This is a genomic window from Exiguobacterium sp. s183 (assembly GCF_018617655.1).
Lineage (GTDB): Bacteria > Bacillota > Bacilli > Exiguobacteriales > Exiguobacteriaceae > Exiguobacterium > Exiguobacterium aestuarii_A.
In genome coordinates this window covers 350,214-371,062 of the sequence record NZ_JACSKN010000002.1, presented here as the reverse complement: position 1 = coordinate 371,062, position 20,849 = coordinate 350,214, and the positions used below count along the sequence as shown (strand labels likewise).

The 20,849-nt window shown below is 48.4% G+C and carries 23 protein-coding genes; 16 read left to right on the top strand and 7 right to left on the bottom strand.

Going from position 1 to position 20,849, the window contains the following annotated elements; translation table 11 throughout:
* The first annotated feature begins 31 nt into the window (after positions 1–31).
* Entirely contained in the window at positions 32–565 is a 534-nt protein-coding gene (locus KNP62_RS07335) for a TVP38/TMEM64 family protein (RefSeq protein ID WP_251125625.1), read from the top strand.
* Here KNP62_RS07335 and cls read toward each other — a convergent pair.
* From cls to KNP62_RS07315, 4 genes are all read right to left on the bottom strand, one after another.
* The gene (gene cls, locus KNP62_RS07330; RefSeq protein WP_353047523.1) at positions 541–2,070 is read right to left on the bottom strand and encodes a cardiolipin synthase; all 1,530 of its coding nucleotides are present in this window, start codon (positions 2,068–2,070) and stop codon (positions 541–543) included. The two genes, KNP62_RS07335 and cls, sit on opposite strands and share 25 nt — an antisense overlap.
* 46 nt (positions 2,071–2,116) lie before the next feature.
* On the bottom strand, positions 2,117–2,467 hold the full coding sequence (locus KNP62_RS07325; protein ID WP_074035622.1) for a hypothetical protein: 351 nt from the start codon (positions 2,465–2,467) through the stop codon (positions 2,117–2,119).
* Positions 2,468–2,532: 65 nt separating this feature from the next.
* Positions 2,533–3,717 (bottom strand): chloride channel protein, encoded by a 1,185-nt coding sequence (locus KNP62_RS07320; RefSeq protein WP_214784863.1) that lies wholly within the window; start codon positions 3,715–3,717, stop codon positions 2,533–2,535.
* Positions 3,718–3,906: 189 nt separating this feature from the next.
* Positions 3,907–4,845, bottom strand: a complete 939-nt coding sequence (locus KNP62_RS07315; protein ID WP_214784860.1) for an EAL domain-containing protein — start codon at positions 4,843–4,845, stop codon at positions 3,907–3,909.
* A gap of 201 nt (positions 4,846–5,046) precedes the next feature.
* On the opposite strand from KNP62_RS07315, the gene speE reads away from it, so the two are divergent.
* From speE to KNP62_RS07295, 4 genes are all read left to right on the top strand, one after another.
* Positions 5,047–5,886 carry a polyamine aminopropyltransferase gene (gene speE, locus KNP62_RS07310; RefSeq protein WP_012727429.1) on the top strand — a complete coding sequence of 280 codons (840 nt, stop codon included), beginning with the start codon at positions 5,047–5,049 and terminating at the stop codon, positions 5,884–5,886.
* Complete coding sequence (speB, locus tag KNP62_RS07305; protein ID WP_214784858.1) at positions 5,883–6,764, top strand: agmatinase; 882 nt, start codon at positions 5,883–5,885, stop codon at positions 6,762–6,764. The genes speE and speB overlap by 4 nt, the downstream gene beginning before the upstream one ends.
* On the top strand, positions 6,765–7,124 hold the full coding sequence (locus tag KNP62_RS07300) for a Na-translocating system protein MpsC family protein (protein WP_031422162.1): 360 nt from the start codon (positions 6,765–6,767) through the stop codon (positions 7,122–7,124).
* Between the two features lie 217 nt (positions 7,125–7,341).
* Positions 7,342–8,298, top strand: coding sequence for a sodium-dependent bicarbonate transport family permease (locus tag KNP62_RS07295; protein WP_214784856.1), 957 nt, complete (start codon positions 7,342–7,344; stop codon positions 8,296–8,298).
* 50 nt (positions 8,299–8,348) lie between these two features.
* Here KNP62_RS07295 and KNP62_RS07290 read toward each other — a convergent pair whose 3' ends face one another.
* A complete protein-coding gene (locus KNP62_RS07290) occupies positions 8,349–9,101 on the bottom strand; it encodes a homing endonuclease associated repeat-containing protein (RefSeq protein WP_214744652.1) in 753 nt (250 codons plus the stop codon).
* A 397-nt stretch (positions 9,102–9,498) separates the two neighbouring features.
* Here KNP62_RS07290 and KNP62_RS07285 point away from each other — a divergent pair, with 397 nt between their 5' ends.
* The 5 genes from KNP62_RS07285 to KNP62_RS07265 are packed head-to-tail and all read left to right on the top strand — an operon-like array spanning position 9,499 to position 14,677.
* Positions 9,499–11,415, top strand: coding sequence for a polysaccharide biosynthesis protein (locus KNP62_RS07285; protein WP_214784854.1), 1,917 nt, complete (start codon positions 9,499–9,501; stop codon positions 11,413–11,415).
* A 13-nt stretch (positions 11,416–11,428) separates the two neighbouring features.
* Positions 11,429–12,268, top strand: a complete 840-nt coding sequence (locus tag KNP62_RS07280) for an NAD-dependent epimerase/dehydratase family protein (protein WP_214784852.1) — start codon at positions 11,429–11,431, stop codon at positions 12,266–12,268.
* Entirely contained in the window at positions 12,265–13,407 is a 1,143-nt protein-coding gene (locus tag KNP62_RS07275; RefSeq protein WP_214784850.1) for an aminotransferase class I/II-fold pyridoxal phosphate-dependent enzyme, read from the top strand. Before KNP62_RS07280 ends, KNP62_RS07275 begins: the two co-directional genes overlap by 4 nt.
* 12 nt (positions 13,408–13,419) lie before the next feature.
* On the top strand, positions 13,420–13,998 hold the full coding sequence (locus KNP62_RS07270; protein WP_214784848.1) for a hypothetical protein: 579 nt from the start codon (positions 13,420–13,422) through the stop codon (positions 13,996–13,998).
* Positions 13,999–14,017: 19 nt separating this feature from the next.
* Complete coding sequence (locus KNP62_RS07265) at positions 14,018–14,677, top strand: hypothetical protein (RefSeq protein WP_214784846.1); 660 nt, start codon at positions 14,018–14,020, stop codon at positions 14,675–14,677.
* Positions 14,678–14,686: 9 nt separating this feature from the next.
* Here KNP62_RS07265 and KNP62_RS07260 read toward each other — a convergent pair whose 3' ends face one another.
* Complete coding sequence (locus KNP62_RS07260) at positions 14,687–15,451, bottom strand: MerR family transcriptional regulator (protein WP_214784845.1); 765 nt, start codon at positions 15,449–15,451, stop codon at positions 14,687–14,689.
* A 47-nt stretch (positions 15,452–15,498) separates the two neighbouring features.
* Positions 15,499–15,963, bottom strand: a complete 465-nt coding sequence (locus KNP62_RS07255; protein WP_214784844.1) for a GNAT family N-acetyltransferase — start codon at positions 15,961–15,963, stop codon at positions 15,499–15,501.
* A 213-nt stretch (positions 15,964–16,176) separates the two neighbouring features.
* On the opposite strand from KNP62_RS07255, the gene KNP62_RS07250 reads away from it, so the two are divergent.
* The 6 genes from KNP62_RS07250 to KNP62_RS07225 all read left to right on the top strand — a co-directional run bounded on the left by KNP62_RS07250 (position 16,177) and on the right by KNP62_RS07225 (position 20,843).
* Complete coding sequence (locus KNP62_RS07250) at positions 16,177–17,883, top strand: glycoside hydrolase family 13 protein (protein WP_214784842.1); 1,707 nt, start codon at positions 16,177–16,179, stop codon at positions 17,881–17,883.
* Between the two features lie 119 nt (positions 17,884–18,002).
* Entirely contained in the window at positions 18,003–18,665 is a 663-nt protein-coding gene (locus KNP62_RS07245; RefSeq protein WP_214784841.1) for a Type 1 glutamine amidotransferase-like domain-containing protein, read from the top strand.
* 34 nt (positions 18,666–18,699) lie between these two features.
* Positions 18,700–19,260: a GNAT family N-acetyltransferase gene (locus KNP62_RS07240; RefSeq protein ID WP_214784839.1), complete on the top strand. Its 561-nt coding sequence runs from the start codon at positions 18,700–18,702 to the stop codon at positions 19,258–19,260.
* Between the two features lie 51 nt (positions 19,261–19,311).
* Positions 19,312–19,728 carry a YwiB family protein gene (locus KNP62_RS07235; RefSeq protein WP_214784837.1) on the top strand — a complete coding sequence of 139 codons (417 nt, stop codon included), beginning with the start codon at positions 19,312–19,314 and terminating at the stop codon, positions 19,726–19,728.
* Entirely contained in the window at positions 19,728–20,156 is a 429-nt protein-coding gene (locus KNP62_RS07230; protein WP_074035800.1) for a hypothetical protein, read from the top strand. Before KNP62_RS07235 ends, KNP62_RS07230 begins: the two co-directional genes overlap by 1 nt.
* Positions 20,157–20,324: 168 nt before the next feature.
* The gene (locus tag KNP62_RS07225) at positions 20,325–20,843 is read left to right on the top strand and encodes a GNAT family N-acetyltransferase (protein ID WP_214744620.1); all 519 of its coding nucleotides are present in this window, start codon (positions 20,325–20,327) and stop codon (positions 20,841–20,843) included.
* Positions 20,844–20,849: the final 6 nt, after the last annotated feature.

Below are 20,849 nucleotides of genomic sequence, written 5' to 3'. Positions count from 1 at the left end.
CCTTATTTTGTGAATAGAAAGAGTGATGGTTATGGAATGGGAACTGCTCCCGCTCCCTTTATTTTTAATAATGAGTATTTTACTCAATAGTGTGATTGCGGTGGCTGGGGTGTTACCGAGTGCTTTTTTGACGGCGATCAACGTGAGCGTCCTCGGTCTCGTACCCGGTATTCTCGTCTCGATTGTCGGTGAGGCGGTAGGAGCCATCGTCAGTTTCATTCTTTACCGAAAAGCGCTGCATCGTTATACGTCCCCGGACGGTGGCCGGTTTCAGCGACTCCGTGAGGCCACAGGGGCGGAGGCATGGTTTCTCGTCCTTGGCATGCGTCTCATGCCGTTCGTACCGTCGGGACTTGTCACGTTATCGGCAGCGTTCAGTCGTATGACACTCGCCTCATTTGCGGTCGCAAGTACGATTGGGAAAGTGCCTGCCCTCATCATGGAAGGGCTGGCGGTGACGGCAGCGATGCAATTGACGGTCGGATGGCAACTGTTCTTGGTCGGTCTCGTCGGGGTTTCTTACCTCGTCTGGCGAATGCGTCAGAGAAGAGGCGAGAAGATATGACAAAACGCCTCGACGAAACGCTTACCGGTCGTTTTCTTCCGTAACACGGCCCAGTCGATTAAAATCGATTCCTCAAAATCTTTTAAGAAGGTTTCGTGAAGTTGTTGGATTGACGTCGTATCGAACTGGGCGATCATCATCTCGTGATTCAGAAACATACTTCGGAAATCGAAGTTGGCTGACCCGACGAGTGCAACTTTGCCATCGATCAGGAGCGTTTTCGCATGGATGAAATGGCGATTGTATTTATAAATTTTAATGTTCCGCTTCAACAGCTGTTCGAAATAATATTCGGTCGCATGGAAGCTGAACCATTCGTCTCCCTTGCCCGGTACGACGATGCGCACATCAATGCCGCTACGACCTGCGACTTCGAGAATCGCCAACAGTTCAGGTGGAGGAACGAGGTATGGGGTGGTGAGCCAGATCGACTCTTTTGCCTCCATCAACAGACGCATCAACCCATCGCGAATCGTCACGTCTTTACCAGGTGACGTGACGAGCAGTTGTGTCGCCCCGTTTTGTCCTTTCGGTTCATTCACAAAGTACTGAGAGAGGTGCTCTTCATCTGCGAATAGGTCCCACGTCTCATCAATTGTCCCTTGTCCCGCATACAGCCAGTTCTCGACAAAAAGCTGTTGGAGTTCTCGGACGAGCGGACCTTCGAGACGTAGATGCGTGTCACGCCAGAAACCGAGCTTCTCATTTTTTCCGAGATATTCATCACCGACGTTCAACCCGCCTGTTAGCGCGATTCGTCCATCCACGACAATCAGTTTTTGATGGTTGCGGAAGTTGGCATTGAAGACGAGATAAGGGTGCAGGACCGGATCGAACGCTTGGACGTGGACGCGGGATTCCCGTAACGGCTGAATAAAATCTTCCCCGATTTCTTGGCTACCGAGTCCGTCATATAAAAAGCGAACGATGACGTTCTCATTTGATTTTTGGATGAGTGCATCTCGGACCTTTAATGAAATCTCATCGGTTCTAAATAGATAGTATTGAATGTGGATATGGTCGGTCGCACTGTTGATGGCATCTAATAACGCCTCGAACTTTTCTTCGCCGTTGACGAGGAGAGTTGTCGACGTGTGAGCGTCCGCACCGCTTGCTCCTAATTTTTCAAGTGTCCGTGTCAACGGATAAGCAGACACGATATCAGGAGAAGTCTCGATTTTTTCACTCTCGATCGCTTGTTTTAGCATCCGGATTTCTGACGATGTTCGTTTAAAGCGTCGATGGCGACGCGGCGTACGGCCGAACATGACCCATGCCAAGACGCCGATGAACGGGATGAAGAATACGGTCAATAACCAGGCGAGCTTCCCTTGGGGCTGTACTTGGTCAAATAAAATCTGCCAACCGACGACGAGCGGTGCGACGATGGCGATCCCGATTAATACGGGAATGAGGATATCGAGCCAAAACAAGAGACCGACGAGCAAAATGACGCTGAGGATCATGATGATGAGTTGAATGACGCGACGTTTCAAAGGAAACACCACCTTTCCATGAACGATGAAAACGAGGGGAGATTCCCCTCGTTTTTTAGTAAACGCTGTTCAGGACAGCGTTAATTTCGTCCGCATAACGAACGAAGAAGTACACATTTACTGCGAGAGAGAACAAGACGAGGAAGAGACCGAACTGTGCTTTGACCCGATTTCGATTCCAGTAATAGAAGACGGACAAGAGCACTGCCAGTCCTACGAATAGAGCGATGACTTCAACGATTCCCCAGACGATGTCCTTGGATAAAAACATGTCGACGATTGTCATGACGACGTAGATGAAAACGACAATCCCCATAATCACGACTAAAATAGCTAAAATGATGCTAATCCAATCCGAGCTAACTGCGTCAATTAGGTTTTCAATGGCCATTTCGTATTCGCTCACAACCGTTCCTCCTTTCGACAGATTGCATAACTATACATCCATTACCCTTTTTTCAACATCTAAAATCAAGCTTTCACTGGCGGATGGATGAATGAGGGAAGTGGAATTTTAGAAACGATGGCCACGACTGCGAATACATAGAGCCAACTATTCGGTGGGAAAAAGAGCACGAGTAACACGATGATGGCCAACGGTTGTCGCATGGCCGTGGCGAGTAAGGCACTCGTCGTCAGAACGACCGTAAACGTCATATCTAGTTCGAACAAGAGGCTGAAAAAATAACCGAGCGTGAAAGAAGAGAAGAGCAGCGGATAGATGTGTCCACCGCGCCATCCAGTCGCTAGACAGAACGCCGTAAAGAGCAGTTTCAATACACTAAATAAGAGAAGGGTGTAGAGCGGAATCAGACTCCACTCGTCGATATACTCAAGAATCGTTTCTTCTCCAGAGAAGAGGAGGTCCGGATAAAGAAGAGCCATGATCCCGATTCCGACGCCGCCGAGTGTCGTGAGGATTAGAATAGGCACGTTTGAGAAGAGCCGCATCAATGCATGTTCACTGACCAAGTAAAGCCAGCCGAGAACCATGCCGCCAAGAACAATCCATAACATCGTCCAATCGATCTGGACACTTTCAATCGCAGGGAACTTAATGATGAACGGTGGACGTTCGTCAAGTTGATTGAGTAAATAAAACGTCCCGATTCCGGCAAGTGTCGCAAGCAGGTTCAGCATCGGCTGTTTTTTCTGCTCGGTCTCTTCCGCTGCGATTGCCCCGAAGAGTGGCGCGTTGAAGACAATCCCGAGCACGACGGCATGACCGACTTCTTGCAATTCCGCTAATTCTTGACGGACGTGCCGGATGCGCTCCGAGAACCACGTCGTGAGCCCGCCGACGATTCCGACGAGCGCGGCCTCAGGGCCAAGACTTGCCCCTCCAATGAGAACGAGGAGGGCGGTCAACGTCGTGAAGCCGATCAAACGATAGTCAATGCGTCCCGTTCCTTTTCGTTCTTCTAACACCTCAGGCATGAGACGGGGCATCTGACCGTATCGACGTTGCAACAGACCGATGCATATACCGGCGATGACCGGTACGAGAAACACATAAAACGGAAAATCAAATTGCTCAGGAATCGTATGCCACACAACGTGAATCCCTTTATAAACAACCGATAAGAAAAGCCAACTCACTAAGCCGATGATGATTCCGAGTACGATGGCATAGCCACTGACAATCCATGATTTCATCTACATCTCCACCTCTTTCGCTCGCGTCGACCTTCTATAATATGCTATCTCCTGAACACCTCAGACCGAAACCTATAAATCGATGAAACCGTCTCGAAGTGGTGAAGACGACAACCGCTTCATACGAAAAACAAAAAAGTGCGGGCACTCGATGAAGTCGATGCCCACACTTGGAATAAAGAAACGTGCTTATGCTGTTTTGATAACGTGCTCTTTCGCAGGAGCCGGTTTTCCGAAGAAATACCCTTGTGCCAAATCAAATCCGAGCTCACGGCACACATCCGCTTCTTCGATGCGCTCGACACCTTCGGCGAGAAGTGTGATGCCCATCGAATGGGTCAACGCACGCACTTTTTTGAGGAAATCCCGCTTCTCGGCATCCTCGTCACAAAATGAAACATACGAACGGTCGATTTTGACATAGTCCGGTTCGAGCCGCTTCAACATATCGATGGTCGAGAAACCTGCACCGACGTCGTCTAACGCAACTTGCATGCCCCGCTTTTTATACGTCGAAAAGACGTGCTGGAGATGATCGACGTCATGTACCTTCTCCGTCTCCACGACTTCAAAGATAAAGCGGTCCGGGTTAAGTTGATATCGGTCGATGATATCGAACGTATGCTGCAAACAATAGTCGGGGTTGTAAATCGTCGACGGTAAGAAGTTGATGAATGTCTTTTGGTGAGGGGCGACGACTTCATATGTCGCTTTGATGGCTTCGGCACGAGCACGTTGATCGAGCTTCGAATGAAGACCGAAACGGTTTGCCGTCCGGAATAAATCATAAGGCGAGATGTTGGCACCGCTACGGAGAAGTGCCTCGTACCCGAACGTTTCCGTAGAATCGAGGAAGATGATTGGCTGGAGATGACTCTCGAACGTGCCGTGCTGAATCTGTTCAATGATGTGCCGGTTAGCAAGCTGATCTTTTAATACTTCGACCTCAAGCGGCGGGGTCTGACGGTTCGATGCAGGATCGACACAGTATACCGTTCCGTTTGCTTGTGTGAGGAGTACATCTAGTTCTTCAAACGATGTATACGGGTATTCCTTGAATGTTGTGACGAGTGTCCCTTGAGCAATCAAAGGAATTGTTGTATTACAAGAAGCGCAGGGTGACCACATACTATTCCACCTTTCCATTCAAAATTGGTTCATTCAGTATATCGGTCACGTCTCACAAAAAACTCACATTCAGGAACCATTCTTCAAAAAATTCGTGCAAAATGGGTACAGGTTTTGTATACTTCCTATCGTATGATTAAGAAGCGCCTCAAAACGCCACTCGCATACGAACAACTTTTTGAACAGAAAGGGGTTCTATCGATGGACCAAAAATTAAAATTATGGTTTACGGAGCACCAAACAGAAGATTACGGGATCACGTTCCGTGTAAACCACGTTTATGAGAGCGAACAAACGGAGTTTCAACGACTAGAAATGGTCGAAACGGACGAGTTCGGAACGATGTTGTTACTTGACGGGATGGTCATGACGACGGATAAGGACGAATTCGTCTATCACGAGATGGTCGCACACGTCCCACTCTTTACACACCCGAATCCAAAGCATGTGCTTGTAGTCGGTGGGGGAGACGGCGGTGTCATCCGTGAAATCATGAAACACCCATCAGTTGAAAAGGCAGTTCTCGTTGATATTGACGGGAAAGTCATTGAATATTCGAAGAAATACTTGCCGAACATTGCCGGTGAACTTGATAACCCACGTGTTGAAGTCATCGTCGGTGACGGTTTCATGCATATTGCGAAATCAGAGAACGAGTACGACGTCATTATGGTCGACTCGACAGAACCAGTTGGGCCAGCAGCGAACCTCTTCACAAAAGGATTCTATGCAGGCATCTCGAAAGCGCTCAAAGAGGATGGCATCTTTGTCGCACAAACGGATAACCCGTGGTTCACACCAGAACTCATTCAAACGGTTCAACGTGACGTGAAGGAAATCTTCCCGATCACGAAATTGTACACGGCGAACGTTCCGACGTACCCGAGCGGGATGTGGACGTTCACAATCGGTTCGAAGAAATACGATCCGGAACAAGTATCGGCTGAGCGTTTCCATGACATCGAAACAAAATATTACACGCCGAAGCTTCACAACGCGGCGTTCGTCCTTCCAAAATTCGTGGAGGATTTGACAAAATGATCAAACGTTTTGATGAAGCATACTCAGGTAAAGTGTTTATCGCCAGTCTCCCAGAGGTGACAGAGGCGAAGACGGTTCTTTACGGGATGCCGATGGACTGGACGGTCAGTTTCCGTCCGGGTTCACGTTTCGGTCCGAACCGGATTCGTGAAGTGTCGATCGGCCTTGAAGAATACAGCCCGTATTTAGACGGTGATTTGGCAGATGCAGCGGTATACGATGCAGGAGATATCCCACTTCCATTCGGAAACGCACCGAAGTCGCTCGATATGATCGAGGCGTTCGTCAAAGATGTCGTCAAAGCAGGCAAGTTCCCACTCGGAATGGGTGGCGAACATCTCGTCACATGGCCGATCATCAAAGCGATGCACGACGTGTACGGCGACGACTTTGTCATCATCCACTTGGATGCGCATACGGACCTTCGGGATGAGTATGAAGGCGAGCCACTCTCACACTCGACTCCGCTTAAAAAAGCGGCAAACTTGATTGGACCATCGAACTGTTACTCGTTCGGAATCCGTTCAGGGATGAAAGAAGAGTTTGAGTGGGCACGTGAAGTCGGCTACAACATGCATCAATTTGAAGTCATCGAGCCTCTCAAGCGCGTCTTACCGACACTCGCTGGGAAAAAAGTATATGTCACGATCGACATCGACGTTCTTGACCCGTCAGCAGCACCAGGGACAGGTACACAAGAAATCGGCGGCATCTCGACGAAAGAATTGCTAGAAGCGGTACACGCTATCGCGAACGCAGACCTCGACATCATCGGCGCAGACCTTGTCGAAGTGTCACCGGCATACGATCAGTCGGATATGACGGCCATCGCGGCAGCAAAAATTCTTCGTGAGATGATGATTGGATTCGTGAAATAAATGCGGAAAAAAGGTCAGCTGGAAATGGAACTGAGCGCCCGGATCACCCAATGGGAGAAAGAATATTTGGGTCGCGGGTCATTGACGTGTAAGGCAGACCTGCTTCGGGACCTCGCCATCGTCACACTCCAAGGTGTGTTGACGCCGGCCGAGTATGACTTGGCCACCAAGTCGTCAGGTCGCGAGCAATTGAAGAAATACCGCAACAATCTCGTCGAATCGGGACGGAGCCAACTTGAAACGATTGTCGGGCAAGTGCTCGGCCGTTCGATTGTTTCGCTCCACACGGACATCAGTACGAAAACAGGGGAGCGTCTCATCGTCTTTCGTTTGGACGCGCCTTGGGATCAAACCGATTGACAACGGAACGTCGACTTTTTAAAATGAAATTCAGAGACGTGAGAGGAGCGAATGGACGAGTCGTCACGAAGCGTGCTTTCGAGATCTTCTTACGGAGCTACTGAACAATTTAATCAACCGACAGTTGTCGGCCTGACGGAGCGAATAGTCGAGCCGTCGGCATACAGCGCACGCCTTCTTTAGGTGTGCGCTTTTTTGTCGCCAAGGAGGAACATGTATGGATTTGTTTTTATTTTTACTCACGAGCGCTCCCGTGCTTCTATTTGTGACGGGCGTGATTGCCGCAGTCGGGAAATCGAACTTGAAGATTCCTGATTCACTGAGCACGACGCTAAACATTTACTTACTACTGGCCATTGGATTGAAAGGTGGGATGGGACTCGCCTCGGTATCATTTGAAGAAATTGCACTGCCATTGACGGTGACGCTGTTGATTGGGATTTTATTACCGCTCCTCGCTTTTCTCGCAGGAGGTCTCCTGAAGTTTACCTTCCACGAACGGATTGCTATGGCTGCGACGTTTGGTTCCGTCTCGCTCGTGACCTATGTGGCTGCATCGACGCAGCTGGAGCGCCTAGGGATTGGATATGAACCGTTCATGACGACATTGGTCGTCGTTCTTGAAATCCCTGGACTGATTGTGGCGTTACTGTTGTATAACCAAACGCAGGTGATGGGGATCACCGCGACGTCGGGCAAAACGAATTCGCTGTCTGTCCTCCGGGATAGCTTATTTTCGAAGAGCATCTTGCTTATGCTGGCAGGTCTTGTGGTCGGACTCGTGACGCCAGATGCGACTCCGCTCAAACCGTTCTTTGTGGACTTGTTCCCAGGGGTGTTGCTCCTCTTCTTATTAGGATTGGGGGTAAAAGTCGGACAACAGTCGAAGACGGTGCCGACGTATGGGCTGAAGTTCGTTGCCATGGGGATGTTATTCCCGTTGATTGGGGCACTTGTTGGCTTTTTGGCAGCGGGTGTCGCGGGTCTTTCAGAAGGAGGAACGATACTTCTTATGACATTAGCGGCGAGTGGTTCATACATTGCCGCGCCTGCGATGCTACAAGCTTCGGTCCCGGAAGCGAAACCGTCCTTTTATTTGACCCTCTCCCTTGCGGTCACGTTCCCGTTCAACTTGTTGATTGGCATTCCGTTGTATATTGCAATCGTCACATGAAAAAGCGTCGACTCCTCTTGAGTCGGCGCTTTTTGTGTGTTCGTTGAGCATTATTGTGTCACTTTTTGCGCTTCCATACATTTGAGAGCGGCCGTCCAGCTTCCAAAGAGGACGTTAATCGTCGATGTACTCGGCACGTTCCGTCCTTCCGCCCATTTTCGATAGTGGAGGATGCTGAAATGAGGCAATTCTTTCTTCGCGAGCCGGAGCGCTTCAATCACATCTTCTTCATCCCATTTCCGTTTCGGTGGAGCGATGTCCAATACGAAAAGAGCGTAGCTCCAAGAACCATACTTTCTAGCGATGGTCGCAACGGTCGGATAGCCGCGTTCTTGCGCCCACACCGCATAATGTTGAGACGTGAGGCGTTCGAGTTCTTCCGATGCTTCGATCAAGGCTTGGATGATGCGTTCTTCACTATTTTTAGCGGCCGTTGTTTGAAGTTTCGCTTCTCGGAGTGCATTCGACCATGAACCAAAGCGACTACTGATGAGGGTGAGAGAAGGCGATCGTGTCACTTTTGACCATTCTCGGTACGTTTGACTCGTGAATAGCGTGAGCTCTTCTGCAGCTTTGTTTAACGCGCGTAGAATATCTTCGTCTGAATAATAATGAAACGAAAGCTTGATTTGTGCCGCAACGAGGGCTTCGCGCCACGAACCAAATTGATGAATGACGGTGGAAAGGGAAGGGACATTTTTGTCATGAGACCAAACGCTGTATTGTTTGGAATCAAGTTCTGCGTATTCTTGGGCAGCCAACTGCAAAGCTTGTACGATTTGAGGTCTTGTCCATTTTTTCATCTTGGTGTCTCTCCTTTTGTGTGAACGCTCACGGGCGTCTCAGAAGGTCTCTTGGTGTGAATGAACATGTATGTTGTCAGATTGGTCGTACAGAAGTCAAACAGCGATGCGGTACAGGTTCCTCCTTTTCATTCAAAACACAGTTGTCAACAACACCCAATTTTATTTGGTATGTTCTTTCCATTCCCGCTCGGAAGAAAATTATTCATTATGTGAAAGAAAAGATGAGAATAACTTTGTGAACTTATTTGTTACAGCGATTTCATTAATAACAAAAAGCTCGCATTATCCTTAAATTTGTTACAACGACTCGGGTAGTTTACTAGCATCAACGCATTCTTCGCACACCATACCCAACACGATTACACAACTTAGACATTTGGAGGTGCAATACACGATGGCTACACTCGTTAACGTCTATCGAAGAAATCGCAGAAACTTATTATTCTTCTGCGTCGATATCGCAATCGTCTCAATCGTCTTATATATGACGTTTGACATTTTATTTTCGAAAGTGATGCCGTTCACAGCGACAACATACGATTTGTTGCTGATGGTGTCGATTAAAATGTTTAGCTTCATGCTTGTCGGGGCGCTATTGAAAATTCATCGAATCGATTGGCGATATGCCTCAATCCATGAAATGAAACAAGTAACCATTGCGTTGATTAGCAGCGACTTGATTCTATTCGCCTACAATCAATTTCAATTCGGACGCGGGCTCGGCGTCATGATTGCGGTTCAAGGGCTATTAGCATTCAACATGATTTTATTCACACGTTTCTTGGCCCGTCATCACGTCTTGCATACGTTCAAACCGCATCCTGCCCCACAAGGTCGGAAAACACTGATCATCGGGGCCGGGAACTCTGGACAGCTCATCGTACGTGAGTTGAAAGAGTATCGGACGAACGTCCTCCATGTGGTTGGAATTATCGATGACGATCCGATGCTCGCCTCCTTATATGTACACGGTGTCCCGATTCTCGGTACGACAGACGATTTAGAACGCATCATCGAAGAACAAGGAATTGAAGTCGTCATTTTCTCTATCCCGAGTCTAGCACACGCAAGACGCATCGAATTGTTGAAACGTATTGAAAAGACTGGCGTTGAATCACATGCACTCCCAATGTTGTCCGAACTTGCTACCGGAAATGTGTCGATTAACGAAATTCGCGAAGTGAAAATCGAGGATTTGTTAGGACGAGAGCCGGTACAACTCGATATTTCAGGTATCTCGAAGCACGTGGAAGGAGCAACGGTCCTCGTGACAGGGGCAGGAGGGTCGATTGGTTCGGAACTCTGTCGTCAATTGATTAAGTTCAAACCGGCCGAGATGATCCTTTTCGGACATGGAGAAAACAGCATTTATTTAATCGAGAAAGAGTTAAACGGACTTGGACTCGAGACGAAACTTCATCCAGTGATCGGGGATGTGCAAGATGTAGAGAGACTCGAACACGTCTTTCAAACGTATCGTCCAGAAATCGTCTATCATGCAGCGGCACACAAACACGTTCCGCTCATGCAAGATAACCCGCTTGAAGCAGTCAAAAATAATATCTATGGCACAAAGAATATGGTCGATGTGGCTTCGAAATATCGGGTCGATCGATTCGTCATGGTATCGACCGATAAAGCAGTCAACCCAACGAACGTCATGGGGTCGACAAAACGAATCGCAGAGATGATCGTTCAGGAAAAAGCGCGTTCAAGCGATACGATTTTCGCTGTTGTTCGATTCGGTAACGTTCTCGGTAGCCGTGGTTCGGTCGTCCCTCTCTTCAAAGAACAAATTGCTCAAGGAGGACCGGTCACGGTAACGGATTCAGAGATGACACGTTACTTCATGACCATTCCAGAGGCGAGTCGACTCGTCATTCAAGCGAGTGTGTTATCCCGAGGTGGAGAAATCTTCGTGCTCGATATGGGAGAACCGGTCAAAATTATCGATTTAGCGAAAAAGATGATTGAGCTCAGCGGGTTCACCATCGATCAAATTCCGATTGAAGTGACGGGGATTCGCCCGGGTGAAAAGTTATATGAAGAATTACTGGCTACAAACGAACTCGACCCAGAGGCGAACATTTTCCCGAAAATCTTTGTCGGTTGTACCCGCCCGTTCACATCGGTCGCTCCCATCTTACGGTTGATTGAACACTTCCGACAAAACGGTCCGGCACTGACAGACGCGTTATTATTCGTCGCAAACAGTAATGATATTGACCGAGATTTGCAACGAATTTTTGCAAGTGGATTCGAGTTTATCCCAGCCCAGCAAGTGCGCATCCGGGTCGTCGATGGAAATTAAAGGGGGGAGTGCAATGGATCGTGTCATGGTGATCGGTGTATCCACGTTCAAAGGGTTTCATCTTGCCAGGCGACTACTAAAAGACGGATACGAAGTGATTGGGATTGATGACGAAGGAGAATCAAAAACGCAACTTGCGAGACAACGGCTATACGTCTTGTCTCACCCCTTGTTTCATCTCATTCGAACGGATGTCTCACATAAGCCACATATGCGCCAAATCATGACGATGTATGAACCGAATCACGTCATCTTATGCAGTGGGGTCTATCAAAATCGTGAAATAGAGCGATACGAACAAGTGAAGCAGCTCGTCATGAATCAAAAAAGTCGGGTGTCGATTCAGTCGTTCATCACGTTCGACCTTCCAATTGAACAGACTCGTCATTCTTCATCAGCGCTTCATCTGATAACAGAGGATGTATACGGACCTTGGGATGATTCGACAACCCTGTTTTCGAAAGCGGTACTCGCGATTGACCAAGGTCATCGTATGGTCGGATTCTATGCAACGGACATTGTAAAAGCCTCTTATATCGATGATGTGGTCGAAACCGTCGTTCGTGTCATCAAATTGATTCAGTCAGGCTTGCCAATCGTTGGACAGTTCCGAATCGATGCCTCGGATTATGTACACGTCCAAACGCTGCTCACCGAAATCGGGCACCAGATGCATCAACCGGTCCATGTATCTCTACCGATGCGTGACCAAGTCTTTCAAGAAACAGATTTGCCTACGCTAGAAGCGATGATTGGATTTCAACCACGTACCCCGCTTCACGAGGGGTTACGGAAGACGATCGAATGGTACAACGCCTATCAAACGATGATGAAGGAGGACATGAGCACATGACTATTTTATTATCAAAACCGCACATGTCCGGACGAGAGATGGCTTACGTAGAAGAAGCATTCGCTAGTAACTGGATTGCGCCACTCGGTCCGAACGTTAACGCCTTTGAAGAAGAGCTTGGGAAGTACGTTGATCACACACATACACTCGCGACGAGTTCTGGCACAGCGGCGCTCCATCTCGCGTTGTTGACGTTAGGAATTGAAAGAGGAGATGTGATCTTTTGTCAGTCCCTCACATTCGTCGCTTCAGTCAATCCAATTATGTATGTCGGGGCGACACCGGTATTCATCGATTCAGAAAAAGAAACGTGGAACATGTCACCGGAAGCATTACGAAAAGCATTGGTTCAAGCCGCTACGAAAGGAAAGTTACCGAAAGCGGTCATCGTGGTTCATCTATACGGGGTAGTCGCGAAGATTGGCGAGATTCGTCAAATTTGCCAAGAGTTCGGGGTGGCATTGATTGAAGATGCTGCGGAATCGCTCGGAGCGACTTGGAAAGGGCAGATGACCGGTACGATTGGTGACATCGGATTTTATTCGTTCAATGGGAACAAAATCATCACCACATCCGGTGGAGGGATGCTATTGCTAGGCTCTGACAGTCAGCGCCAATATGCGTTGAAACTCGCAACGCAAGCAAGAGAGAACGTTTTACATTACGAACATGAAGAAGTCGGGTACAACTATCGCTTGAGTAATGTGTCGGCAGGAATCGGTCGAGGACAGCTAGAGGTCATCGAACAACGAGTCCGGGCGAGACGTAACGTCTTTCGTCGGTATGAACAAATGTTTTCGACGATTGATGTCACGTATCAACAAGAAATTCCTTTCTCTCGTGCGAATCGTTGGTTGACCGCCATGCAAGTCGGACGCGATATCGCCAGCCGTGATCAGTTGATTCAACAGTTGAGCGACGCCGAAATTGAATCACGCCCAGTCTGGAAACCGATGCACCTACAACCGCTCTATCGAGATGCCGAATACGTCACGGTTGACGGAGAAGACGTGAGTCGTCACTTATTTGAAAACGGTATTTGCTTACCATCGAGCTCGAGTTTGACGATTGGTGAACAACAGAAAGTCATTCAGACCGTGCTAGATACACGCCATTTCGTAAAAGAAAAAAGCGTGTAAGGAGGAAATGAAATGAAAACGGAAGCAGAGATCATTCAAGCGCTTCAAACCGCAGCATCTCTGACTCCATCTCTCACGGTGACACAATATCAACGATGGAGCCAAAATCGAGACGTTCCCACCTTTCTCGAGATTTTATCTGTTTATGGAACGTGGATGAATGCCCTGAAAGCATCCGGACTGTTAGAAGTTAGACGATACGAGTCCCAGGATATGATTCAGGCACTTCGGCTCGCATCGGCAGAAGAAGGAAGGCTGACGAGTGCTCAATATCGGCACTGGGCATCGGGACGAAGTGTTCCTTCATTAGGTGATATTATTACCCACTTCGGGTCGTGGAGTCTCGCCGTCAAAGCGGTCGAGCGTTTAGAAGAAGAGCATTTCACCGTACAACCTGCCAAAGACAAAGCGGAGATTGTACAAGCATTATATGAAGCGTATCGAGTATTAACGCCTTTCAATGCGATTACGTATCAAAAGTGGGCTAAACGTTTTAATAAACCGAGCGTTGCGAAAGTATCGAGACGATTTGGTTCTTGGAAACGAGCGTTATGCGAACTAGGGATTCATGAAATGACGGATCAAAAGTGATCAATGGAGGGATCGAGAGATGACTAGACCGATTGTACTCATGATTAGTGACCATCATACATCCACTTTCGTCTATCACGCGATCCGCGATTTAGGCGTGACACATGTCATTCAAGAAGACGGTCCCACTGAACATCGACCGCAGTCGCTCAAACAGTGGATTACTCATCTATATATTCGATGGGCGACGCCATATATGAAATGGACGAGTCAAGCGCGTATTCGAGAAGTGAGAGAGCGTTATCCGTTACAGGATTCTCCGATTCCTCCTCATCACCTCATCCATGTCTCATCCTTGAATGATGACAAAACGCTCATGTGGCTCGAACGACTTGAACCGAAGTTGCTCGTGATTCATGAAACCGGTCCAATCGAGTCGAGTCGTTTGAACCAGTTGTCATGCCCTATCATCACCGTTCGTCCATCGATGGCGGAAGGGCAGCTACAAGCCTATTGGGCGATTCAATCCGTGCCTTCTTTTTGTGAGGCGACGCTCGAACAATGGACGACACAAGGATGGCGCGTTCTCGATCGGGCGGTCATCTATAAAGGCGGAAGCGACAATTTTGCCACCTATCCTTATTTACAATTGACCACGGTCTTGCCCATGTTGCGTCGACACATCGAAACACTGGATCTCGTACAACTAGATCGACGACAAATTAAAGTCCAAGCCTGAGGCTTGGACTTAACTGTTGGCGATACAATAATATTGGATGGCTTCGTTATAATACGATGCAAGACCTGGTTCGAAGCGATCATAATAGGCGGTGAATCGCTCATCCGCTACATACATCTGTCCGAGTCCGCTGAACATGTCGAGCGAGCAATCGTAAAAGTGAGTGTGGATGAACAGATGATTGTCTCTGACCACCGATTGAACGCGGTCATCCTCGATTGCGGTCTGTGAGCGGAACAGCTCGACGAGTGGTGCAATCAAATCGAGTTGCATCTGGTTGATTTGCTCCCAGTCCGCTTTCGAGCGCTTCGATGCCCGTTCTTGTGCGGTTTTATAAGCGGAACTGTCTCCCCAACGCTCAATTACCTCGTCTTGATGTTTTGCCTCATGTGCTTGAATCTCTTCATAAGACAATCCTTTGAACAATGACTTGTCTTCCATCGGAATCCCTCCTTTGAGTGAGGTGAGGGTCGCTTCCGCCGTCTCAGCGAGTTGCGCGAAATAGGCGGCTTTTTGTCGTAACGCCTCGACATGTTCGTTCAATACTTCGACTCGATCAAACGTCGATGCATCGAGTAGTTGTCCGATTTGATCGAGCGGAACGTCGAGTGTTCGATACAGTAAGATGAGCTGTAGACGTTCGGCGTCGCTTGACGTATAACGTCGGTAACCGTTGTCGTCTCGGGTGGGGACGAGGAGCCCCACCGCGTCATAATGTCGAAGCGTCCGCGCCGTCGTGCCGGCGAGTGACGCAAGTTGTTGAATCGTATACATCCCTTCACCTCCTTAGCACAAGCGTAAGGGTTGACGTCACGTCAAGGTCAAGCCTGTTTTTCAAATAACGAAAATCCATTCCGCTCCCCGATGTAACGGAAGCCGAACTGTGGATAGTATCCGTTCAAGAACGTGTTGTCTGCCACGCAATCCAATCGGACGGTCGAAGCAGTGTGAGAGAGGGCATACTGCATCAACCGTTCACCGATCCGCTCCCCCTTCAAGCTCGAATCCGTGACGAGCCGATGCAAGTAGACGGCACCGTCCGGGTTGTCCCAGAGAGCAAGATCCCAATCGGTCGGTGGGATGAGACTGACGGCACCGACGACGTGGTGGTCACGTTCATATACAAACACAGTCCCTTTCGTTAAATCGTGTCGCACATAATCCGAGCGACTCGGCTCTAAATATTTGACCCATTGGGATTTCCCGGCTGTCTGAAACTCTTTCGCTTTCTTTACAATCAATTGGTCAATGGCTGAAAAATCATCAAATGTCGCAAATCGAAACATGATGAGGCACCTCGCTTTCATTTCTTTTCAAAATCGTGTAGGGTACACGTTGAGTATGCTGATGAAACATCTTTGTATCATCGAATGTTTTTTGGTAAGATAAATTTATTGCATCGTGCAAACGATTGCGCTAATGAAATAAAGTTCACAGCACGAATAAGATAATTATAAATGATGAGCAGTGAGTTTTGGGATAAGGAGTATCTAGATCACATGCAACTTTTACAACGAGAACAACAACAAACACAAACGCTTAAACGCAACTGGTGGAAAGAAGCCGTCGCCTATCAGATTTATCCGCGCAGTTTTTATGACGCGAACGGAGACGGAATCGGAGACATTCAAGGAATCATCGATAAGCTCGACTATTTGAAAGACCTCGGTATTGACGTCATCTGGATTTGCCCAATGTATAAATCGCCAAACGATGACAACGGGTATGACATTAGTGACTACCAAGACATCATGGACGAATTCGGTACGATGGAAGATTTCGACCGCTTATTGGACGAAGTGCATCAGCGCGGTATGAAACTGTTGCTCGACCTCGTCGTCAACCATACGTCGGATGAGCACCCTTGGTTCATTGAATCGAAGAGCTCAAAAGACAATCCGAAGCGTGACTGGTACATCTGGCGCGACGGGAAACCGGACGGATCGAAGCCGAACAACTGGGAATCCATCTTTGGCGGCTCGGCTTGGGAATTCGATGAAGCGACGGAGCAATACTACTTGCACGTCTTCTCGAAAAAACAGCCAGACCTCAACTGGGAAAACGCTGAGATGCGTACAGCCGTATACGACATGATCAACTGGTGGCTTGAAAAAGGAATCGACGGTTTCCGTGTCGATGCAATTAGCCACATCCGCAAGAATCCGACGTTCGCCGACTTGCCGAACCCGAACGACCTTGATTTTGTACCGTCGTTCGAGATGCACATGAACGTGGACGGGATTCACGACTATCTAGAAGAGCTTCGTGACGAGACGTTCAATAAACATGACATCATGACAGTCGGTGAGGCGAACGGCGTATCACCTGACGATGCACACCTTTGGGTCGGTGAAAAAGAAGGGAAGATGAACATGGTCTTCCAATTCGAACACATGGACCTATGGAGTGAGGACGCCGATTCGAAACTCGATGTCGTCCACTTGAAGAACGTGTTGACGAAATGGCAAAAAGGACTTGAGGCTGACGGATGGAACGCCCTTTACGTCGAAAACCATGACCAGACACGTACGGTCTCGAAATGGGGAGACGATGAGCGTTACTGGAAAGAAAGCGCGAAGTCGATTGCGATGATGTACTTCCTCATGCAAGGAACGCCATTCATCTATCAAGGTCAAGAAATCGGAATGACGAACGTCAAATTCGATTCAATCGATCAATATGACGATATCGCGACACGCAATCGCTACTATATCGGCGTCGAGCAAGGGAAGAGTCATGACGAGATGATGCGGATCACGTGGAACTCGTCACGCGACAACACGCGCACTCCGATGCAGTGGAGTGACGCTCCGAACGCCGGCTTCACATTCGCAGAGAAGCCATGGGTCGGCATCAACCCGAACTATACAGACATCAACGTCGAAGCACAGCTTGAAGATGAGGACTCCATCTTTAACTTCTATAAAGAGATGATCCAACTTCGTAAAGATGATGAGGCGTTTGTATACGGGGCGTATGATATCGTCTTACCGGATCACCCGGAAGTCTATGCGTATACGCGTACGCTCGGGAACACGCAGTACCTTGTCGTCACGAACTTGACGGCGAAAGAGACGATGTTCGATATGGACCTGACACTTCGTGCGAAAGATGTCGTCTTGAGCAACATGCCAGTCGAGGGCGATGCAGAATCGACGCTTCTTCACTTGAAGCCGTTCGAAGGTCGCGTGTATAAAATCAGCTAATTTTTCAGAACTCCAAGGTCGTGGACGAAAATTCGTCTACGGCCTTTTTTGTTGGAAAAAGGGGATAACGGCGACTCATGCGAACTCCTTATAGGAAGATGAAGAAGGAGGAAACGGAGATGAAACTGTTATTAACGTCAGCAGGTATTAAGAACGAAAGCATCAAACAAGCACTTCTCGAGTTATTGGATAAGCCGATTGAAGAGTGTACGGCACTCTGTATCCCGACAGCCATCTATGCGTTGAACGGTGGAACGCAGCACGCATGGAACTTTTTTAACGGAGATTTCTCGACACCGATGTGTGAGTTGGATTGGAAGTCGGTTGGGGTGCTCGAACTGAGCGCGCTCCCGAGTATCGATGAATCGGTATGGAGACCAGCGTTTGAACAGGCCGATGTCCTGTTAGTGAACGGTGGCGATCCGCTCTTTTTACATCACTGGATGAAACAGTCCGGGGTGGCGGCATTACTCCCATCTTGGGAAGGCGTCTATGTCGGATTGAGCGCGGGCAGTATGGTGATGACCCCACGAATCGGGGAAGAGTTTGTCGGATGGCGCGCATCCGACGACCAAAACGATGAGACGTTAGGATTTGTCGACTTCTCGATCTTTCCACACCTTGATCACGAGATGCTTCCGGAGAACACGTCACGAGATGCGGCAGAGTGGGCGGAAGCGTTACAGGCACCCGCCTATGCAATCGATGACGAGACCGCGATTCGTGTGAATGAAGGAAAGATCGATGTGATTTCGCAAGGAAAGTGGAAGAAGTTTTTCTGACTGTATAAAACCAATAGGAAGGGGACCTGAGAGATTGAATCGATTTACACATCAACGAAAAACGAATCGAATCGTCGTACGACCGTTAGAGAAACAAGATTATGACGCGTGGTTAAGTGGTTTTACGAATCGTCTTGTTTCGCAACATGAGTATGATCCTGGGAAATTAGACATGAGCGACTGTACGTCCGTTTGGTTTGACCAGCTAGTCGACAATCATCAATCACTTGCGCTTGAAGACGAGGCACATGTCTTCGCCATTTTCCGACTTGACGATGGGGCACACCTTGGTATGGTGGATTTTTCTACGCTTGCGCGAGATGCGTTTCAATGGGGGAGGGTCGGGTATACGATTCATAATCAGCACTGGGGTCAAGGGTATGGCACAGAAGCAGTCGACCTGGCGATGCGTATCGCTTTTGACGACTTGAACTTTCAACGAATCGAGGCACATATCAATCTCGATAATGAAGCATCCATTTGTCTCGCGGAGTGTGTCGGCATGTCGTATGAGTGCACGAGAGAAGGGTTTATCTTTGAGAACGAAGATTGGGTAGACCATCTCGTCTACGTGAAAACAAAGCGCCGTCGATAGAACGACTCCTACCACATATGGTACGATGAGTTGACGGAAAGGGGGATGAGCATGGCGATTGAACCACTTCGCGTGCGTGTCCAGCAAACAACACGGATGAGTGATATGCCAGAGGCAATCGAACTCTCGGCTGACGGCTTATATTATCCATTGAAGACTGGCTTTATTTTAATGTTTGACCAACAACAAGAGGACGGACCGGTCCCGACGACAATCAAGTACACGCCGGAACGATTGGCGCTGATCTGTAAAGGACCGATCGAGATGAATCACTCCTTCATCGAAGGTCGCTTCACGCAAAGCCTATACAAGAATCCATATATGTCGATGACGATGGCGACGACGACATCGCACCTCGATGTGTCAGAAGAATCATGTACGTTCGTATATGAGTTGTCCATGAATGAAGAAGATGTTGGCATATATGAAGTACATGTCACATGGACATTTGAAGGAGGAGAAGACTGATGAACTTTACAGAACGCGTAAACAAGATTGAAGAGATGTTGAACGAAGACTGGTTCGAGATGCTCGAAACGAACGAAGAAGAGTATGAAGAGTGGCGCGGTCGTCTCGAGGATCATGCCGAACAAGTCATCACGCACTATGACCAGGAGAACGGTGTCGATGTCAATTCAATCGATAAACTGCTTCAATTGAACGATGAGTTCCCGCTCCTTTACGGAGAGGATACCGTTCGCCTGTATATCGCACTCATCGAGGCACGCCCAGAAGACAAAGCGGTCTACGATCGGTACGTCGATTATTTGGCAGCCATCAGCGATGCATCGCACGAACAGTTCTTACATTTCCATACGCTCGTCGAAGCAGGACGGTTAGAAGAAGCGAGACAACTCGCTCCACATATGCCGCAACGTCTCGGACTCGAAGAATAAGCATACCGACAGTGTCATCCGAACAGGATGGCACTTTTTTTTATGGTTGAAAGGGGACACACTTCGACGAGAACGTCCATTTTATTTCGATTGTGCGCTCTTTAAGATGAAGGAACAAGGAAATCAATTTAGAGAACACGAATGGAATTGAATAAAGGGGGAAATGTGATGTTAAGACTAATCAAAACATCTGTCGAACAAAAAGAACAGATTCTGGCATTTTTAGAGGAATGGTACGAACGGGATGAGCGGATTGTCCCGACCTCGGTGGACCGTGAAACGACAGACTTCGAGGCGTACGTCAACACGTTACGTCAGAAAGAGTTACGTGAGAACATAGAGGAAGGCTGGGTCCCGAGCACGACGTATTGGCTCACGGACGGAGAGGAGCTTCTCGGGGCGGCGAACATTCGTCATGAGTTGAACGAATCGCTCTTGAAGATTGGCGGGCATGTCGGATATGGAGTAAAGCCGAGTGCGCGCGGACGGGGACTCGCTACGATTCAATTACAACTTGCGCTTGAGAAAGTGAAAGAGCTAGGTATTGAGCGTGCACTCATTACGTGTAACCGGACAAACGTCGCTTCCCGTCAGGTCATTTTAAACAACGGTGGCGTCGCGGACACACCGTATACGGAAGAAGACGGGACGATCGTTGAGCGGTTTTGGATTGACTTGAGAGGATGAAGACGA